Here is a 5918-nt window from a genome sequence, read left to right on the forward strand (position 1 = left end):
GGGAACCGGCTACAGGCTCGCGAATACCGTCGATGTCTACGGGAGGAGCGGCGATAAAGGCGATGATGAAGCAGGTGGTGGCGGTGAGCAGGGTGGGGATCATGATGACACCGAACCAGCCGACATAAAGACGGTTGTTGGTGCTGGTGATCCACTGGCAGAACTGCTCCCACAGGGAAGCGCTCTCGCGCTGTTGTAGAGTGGTGGTCATTGGTTTATGATTCCTATTAAGTTATCGAGGTACGATTGATTGATGATGTCTCTATCTTAAGGAGTTTGTATCGGTTTGTAAAGGGGGTTGAGGATATTGTTACTTATGCTATTGATAAGCTGAGGTTATGAAATGGGTCGGGTGTCGTCATTGAGAGCTGCTGGTTCTTGATTTTAACAAGCCTTTTATTGCGGCATGAGGGAGGCCTAGATCATCGCCAAGCTTTTGAGCAGAGGAATGAGGATTTAATAAGTTGCAAATCTAGAACAACTGTGGCTTTGCCGTGTAATTCCATTGAGGAAGCAACTCATCAAAAACAATTTGCATCGTCTCTTTAAAGTCATCTGCCACCTTTCGTCCAGTCAAGTAGACTTGATCAAGAATGGTGGTGAATACCTTTAAGCCAGTTTTTGTAGTGGCTTTCGCCATTAGTTCTTTGACAACTTCTACACTCTCAAAGATAACTCCCTTGCAGACACGGGTAAGATGGGGAAACAAACGGTGTTCAATAGGATTGTATTTGGAGGTATAAGGTGGATAGTGAGCCATTCTAATCTCAATTCCTAATTCATTGACCAAAGCTTGGAGATCCTGTTTGAAAATATAGTGACGAGCACTATTACTTCCACCTCCGTCACACAACAATAATATTTTTGGCGCATCAGGATATAACTGCTGCCCGTAAGTGTTCCACCAGTAGCGCACAGAATCACAGGCAAATTCTCCTGTATCATGGCTAGTGCCGATTTGAACGTAGCCTATATTATGAGTAACATCCCATAATCCATGGGGAATAGCTATCCCTGTTGCCAATGATGGCCAATCATGATCAAATACCTCTATCGGGCTTTGATTATATAATTGTCCTTCTCTATATAGTTGACCTATTAACTCTTTTTTTTTGTGTCCATGCTAATCACTGGATAGCCTGCCGCCTGATACTCTTCCACTAGACGTTCAATGTTTTCAAACTGCTCATTACGATGAGCACTTTCGCCCGGGGCTTTAGTTTTGACTGCTTTGCGTTTGTGAAAGTTGTGCTTTTCTAATAATTGATCTACTACCGTTACACTCACCTCAATTCCATTTTGTTGCATCAATTCGGCGATTTGATGGCGAGTTAAATAAGTCCATTTCACCCCTTCATCCATGGGTGAGCCTGCCGTATGTTGAGCAATTACCTTCAAAAATTCCTCGTCAAGACCTTCAATCGTCTCAAACGCTGATTTGCGACCTCCTCCACTGCGACGGATGGAATCGAGACTCATGGACTCCTCATCGGTCAACTCTTCCATTCCAAAGATAATTGTCCGGTAGTTGCATCCAAAAAGTCGGCTGAGATAGCTAATGCCCCCATACCCTAATTTCAAGGCTTCAATCGCCGCATAGCGGCGACTATCTTTCTCCGATAACGACTGATAGAATCGTTGCATTTGAGTTTCGATTTCAGGAGGATAGGGACTCATCTTACCCACTGTATTGTTCTTTGTCTCCTCAATCCTATCAGCTTAACTCGCTAGTTTTGCATTTTATTTAATCCACGATCCAGACCGGAATTACAGAGTCAGCCTTTTGAAATTAGCTGATAGAAGAGAAAACAAAGCAAACAGCAACTTATGCTAAAAACCAGGGAAGAGTTTTTGATGCTTTAAACCAGTAATTTTTGATCGCCACACCATAAACAAGCCAAATTATCTGTATATTTAATCACTCAATCAGAAGCTTTTCCCTTTGAAATAGCAGTTTTTAAATAGGAAACTACCTCATTAATTGCTACTTCTGATGCTTTTTTACTAGCTCTTTCGACTAATTCCACCTTACCCGATTTGAGAGATTTACCCGTAACAATGCGATAGGGAATCCCAATTAAATCCGCGTCTTTGAACTTAACTCCCGCACGTTCATCTCGGTCATCTAAAAGGGTTTCAATGCCCGCTTGATGTAACTCATTGTACAAACTTTCGGCGGTTTCTACCTGCTCGGCATCGGCTAAATTAGGAATAACCACAATCGCTTGATAAGGGGCAATAGCTACGGGCCAAATAATACCATCTTTATCGTAGGATTGTTCTACGGCTGCCTGGGCTAAACGGGATACTCCTATGCCATAACAACCCATACAAATGGGGGTAGATTCTCCCGCTTCATTAGTATAAAAAGCATTCATAGCTTGAGAATATTTATCGCCCAATTGGAAGATATGACCTACTTCAATTCCTCTGGCACTTTGCAAGGTTTGATTAGGATCGTGAATAGCTCGATCGCCTACCCGGGCTTTGCGTAGATCGACGATTAATTCTGGTAAGATAAAATCTTGACCCCAATTGGCTCCCACTACATGAAATCCAGTTTCATTAGCACCGGTGATAAAGTTTTCTAAGTCTGTCACCGTGTTGTCTGCTATGCGTAAAAACTTAGGAGCTATATCGCTGGCTTTTTTGAGTAAATTATCTTCTAAGTCGGGAGCAATATAACCCAAAGGTAAAGGTTTAGTTGCCCATTTCTGTTGAGCGGCAGCATCGGGTATTTTTAAAGCCAAAATTGTTTTAGCATTGTAACGGCTCGCCTGTCTAACTAATTCATTTTGTAGTTTAACTTCGTTGACCTCTTGATCACCGCGAATGCTCACCAAAACTAAAACAGTTATGCCGCTATCATAAACCACTTCGTAGAGAACATTTTTGACAATGGCAGTGGCAGAACAATCGAGAAATTTAGCTAAACTTTCGATCGTGTTGGTGTTAGGAGTCTCTTTTTTAGCCAACTTTTTAAAGGGAGAAGCCACTTTATCTGCTGGTAAAGAAACTGCTTTTTCCACATTAGCCGCATACTTTTCATCGGCAGTAAATAAAACCTCATCTTCTCCAGCATCAGCTAAGACCATAAATTCTTGGGATGCGGAACCGCCAATCGCTCCAGAATCGGCTTCTACTGCCCGAAAAGCTAACCCACAACGGCGGAAAATATTGCGGTAAGCTATATCCATCGCTTGATAGGTTTTCTTTAAACATTCCTCGTCGAGATTGAAAGAATAGGCATCTTTCATAATAAATTCCCGTCCTCGCATTAAACCAAAACGAGGGCGAATTTCATCGCGAAATTTAGTTTGAATCTGATATAAATTAACCGGTAATTGTCGATAGGAACGAATTAAATCACGCGCGACGGCAGTAATTACTTCTTCGTGAGTCGGTCCTAATCCTAACTCCCGGTTTTGCCGGTCCGTCAGGGCAAACATAATCCCTTCTGCTTTTGTGTAGGTGTCCCAACGGCCTGATTCTTGCCAGAGTTCCGCCGGTTGCAGTTGGGGAAGTAAACATTCTTGGGCGCCGGCTTTATTCATTTCTTCCCGGACTATCTGGGAGACTTTCTGTAAAACCCGCCACATCAGGGGTAAATAGGCGTAAATGCCGCTGCCAATGCGACGAATGTAACCGGCACGGACTAAGCATTTATGACTAGGGATTTCCGCCTCGGCCGGGTCTTCCCGGAGGGTGACAAAAAGCTGTTGAGAGAGTCGCATCCTACCGATATCCTTTTGAACAGAAGACTTTCTATTATCTCATTAAAGGAGAGCGACTGCAATTATCAATTACTTGTGTTGACAAACAATAACAGCGATCAGTTTACCGATTCTCAGGTATTTCCCCTCATAACTTGAGACTGGTTGGAGAAGCATTGAACCTTAGTTGCAATTGCCTAACTCCCTTGTTCTCTACTCTAGGAAATATGAGCGTTCAGGTCGATCGCTGTTACCGTCGTTATCGAGACAGAATGTAACTTTAACAGGGTTTACTCCTTTGTGAACTTGACCTTTATAACCTTGCCAGTTGATCTGTCAGGGAGGCTTTTCTCTTTAGCCTCAATTATTAATATAACATCGGATCGGAGCTAGAAGTCTTTCTCTTAATTAAAGTTTACATTACTGGGATCAAGGAAAAGCCTAGATGTTTTAACGCTTGGCCGATGGATAATTTAGGTTACACTTCTGGCTGCAGGGAAATTAATTTTGCACGACTACTTGTAAGCTAAAACGCATCTAAGATGCGTTTTAGCTTATTAAGCCAACCCTACTTAAGCAATCAAACCAGAGAGGAGATTAAGGCAAAAATTAACAGGGCTACGGTGGCGGGAATGTTCAACGGAACGATCGAGCGGCTGTTAATAGCCTTGAACTCAATCAAACACCGCAAATAGGAAAACAACCACCACAACCGACACTGTCGCCGCCATCACTGTCGCCATCACTGCCGCCACTGCCGCCATCACTGCCGCCACCACTGCCGCTACTAGCAGCGGCTATGGGAGTCAGCATTTGATACAAGTCTGCTAAAGCCATATCCGCCATCAGAACTGTTGCTCCAAAAAACGCGACCGCAAGTACAAGTTCAGAATCGCTGCTATTGGCTGTTTTTAAATGTTGTAAGCGATTTGTTAAATCATTAAAAATGATCTCTCCATAACGGCTGCGCTGTGGTTTGACAAAAAACCTTGCTCCCAAAACTAGAAGCCCAAATATACAGATGAGAAGTAAACCAACGGGCTTATCGCGAGAAATTCCCACAGCCATTTTGTACAAGCCTATTCCTAGAAGAATAACCACAATCAATGATGGATAAATTTGCGCTTTGAAAGCTTGGGCATCGCTCGGAAACAAACCAAGTTGTTCTAGGCGGGAACGAATGCTATCTTTCATTCCTGTAGACTTCTGGAAAACCTGTTCAATTGCCCCATCAGTGGCCAAAATATTTTGGGCGACCGCCTTTTCTACAGGATCGGTAATAGGATCGATCTTTCCTGTCACCACCAGTTTGCCTTCTTTTAATACCTCCACATAGCCTTGTTTTACCAAACTGGTGATTGCGGCCATAATCAGGCGATGATTGCCCCCCGCCAAGAAAGCTATCTCGTAAGTATTTAAATCAGGTTGCTGCTTTGTATTAGTGCTAACTAGGCACAGGGAAAAACGTAGCCAGGCTGCCAAAGCGATTCCCATCACTACTAGGGAAATATAGAAGGTTAAAAATTCCGGACCTGTAAAATTCATTGGGTTAGGAATTTGGGAGATTATCTGACAGCCAGTTATCATCAGTGAGAGGAAGACTAAAAAGGGAAAGATGCCTATTTTTCGCAGTTGTGGTTTGACGGAGACTGTGAAATTAGGTTTTGACAAAACCCAGCTTTGTTGAGTATTGATCCGGATAAAATGCAAATCTCGCCCGAATCGGTCTTTGGGTTTAGGCCAAATATCTATTGGGGGAATATGTCCAAAAAACTGTTCGTAACTTTCTAGCGTCTTGCTATACCAACTGCCAAATTTTAATTGCTCGGATGAACCCCCACGAGTCGGCTCGTGATGTAATGTGGTTTGCAAAATTTTGGGACAGAACTCTTGCCAGTACAATCGCGTATAGGTCAGATGTAAATGCCAAACTTGATCGATTTGGTCGGATGGCGTGACTGGATGTCCTGCTGCAACGGCTAGAAATACAAACTTTTTGTATTCCTCGATCACTCTCTGAGTATAGCCTGAGGACCAGCCGTTATCTTTTGCTAATCGTTGGCTGAAAGATAATTGACGGGAGCAAGTCAGTTTTGTCAGAACATAAATACTATTCAATAGCTAAAGACTGTTATTTAGGTAAGCACAGCGGTGTTTAAGCACTTGAGGGATATTTTCTTCATTCCACTGGGCTCCAGAAATTTT

General features: G+C 43.0%; 3 protein-coding genes and 2 pseudogenes. 1 reads left to right on the top strand and 4 read right to left on the bottom strand.

What is annotated here, in order from left to right; all coding sequences use genetic code 11:
* The 3 genes and pseudogenes from MiAbW_RS18710 to MiAbW_RS18720 all read right to left on the bottom strand — a co-directional run.
* Nucleotides 1-211: pseudogene (locus tag MiAbW_RS18710) on the bottom strand (photosystem II q(b) protein); the annotation flags it as partial.
* Between the two features lie 261 nt (nt 212-472).
* Nucleotides 473-1677, bottom strand: a pseudogene (locus MiAbW_RS20765) (ISAzo13 family transposase).
* Nucleotides 1678-1922: 245 nt separating this feature from the next.
* Nucleotides 1923-3734: a proline--tRNA ligase gene (locus MiAbW_RS18720; protein WP_151697307.1), complete on the bottom strand. Its 1812-nt coding sequence runs from the start codon at nt 3732-3734 to the stop codon at nt 1923-1925.
* Between the two features lie 521 nt (nt 3735-4255).
* On the opposite strand from MiAbW_RS18720, the gene MiAbW_RS19680 reads away from it, so the two are divergent.
* Nucleotides 4256-4408, top strand: coding sequence for a hypothetical protein (locus MiAbW_RS19680; RefSeq protein ID WP_172967401.1), 153 nt, complete (start codon nt 4256-4258; stop codon nt 4406-4408).
* On the opposite strand, the gene MiAbW_RS18725 is transcribed toward MiAbW_RS19680, so the two are convergent.
* Nucleotides 4392-5831 (bottom strand): TIGR04222 domain-containing membrane protein, encoded by a 1440-nt coding sequence (locus MiAbW_RS18725; protein WP_238707351.1) that lies wholly within the window; start codon nt 5829-5831, stop codon nt 4392-4394. The genes MiAbW_RS19680 and MiAbW_RS18725 overlap by 17 nt on opposite strands.
* Nucleotides 5832-5918: the final 87 nt, after the last annotated feature.

The sequence above is a fragment of the Microcystis aeruginosa NIES-4325 genome, from assembly GCF_008974145.1.
GTDB lineage: Bacteria > Cyanobacteriota > Cyanobacteriia > Cyanobacteriales > Microcystaceae > Microcystis > Microcystis aeruginosa_G.

What these genes read in the sequence shown, in the direction of transcription:
- MiAbW_RS18720 (WP_151697307.1), bottom strand. Translation starts at nt 3,734, where the DNA reads ATGCGACTCTCTCAACAGCTTTTTGTCACCCTCCGGGAAGACCCGGCC.
- MiAbW_RS19680 (WP_172967401.1), top strand. Translation starts at nt 4,256, where the DNA reads ATGCGTTTTAGCTTATTAAGCCAACCCTACTTAAGCAATCAAACCAGA.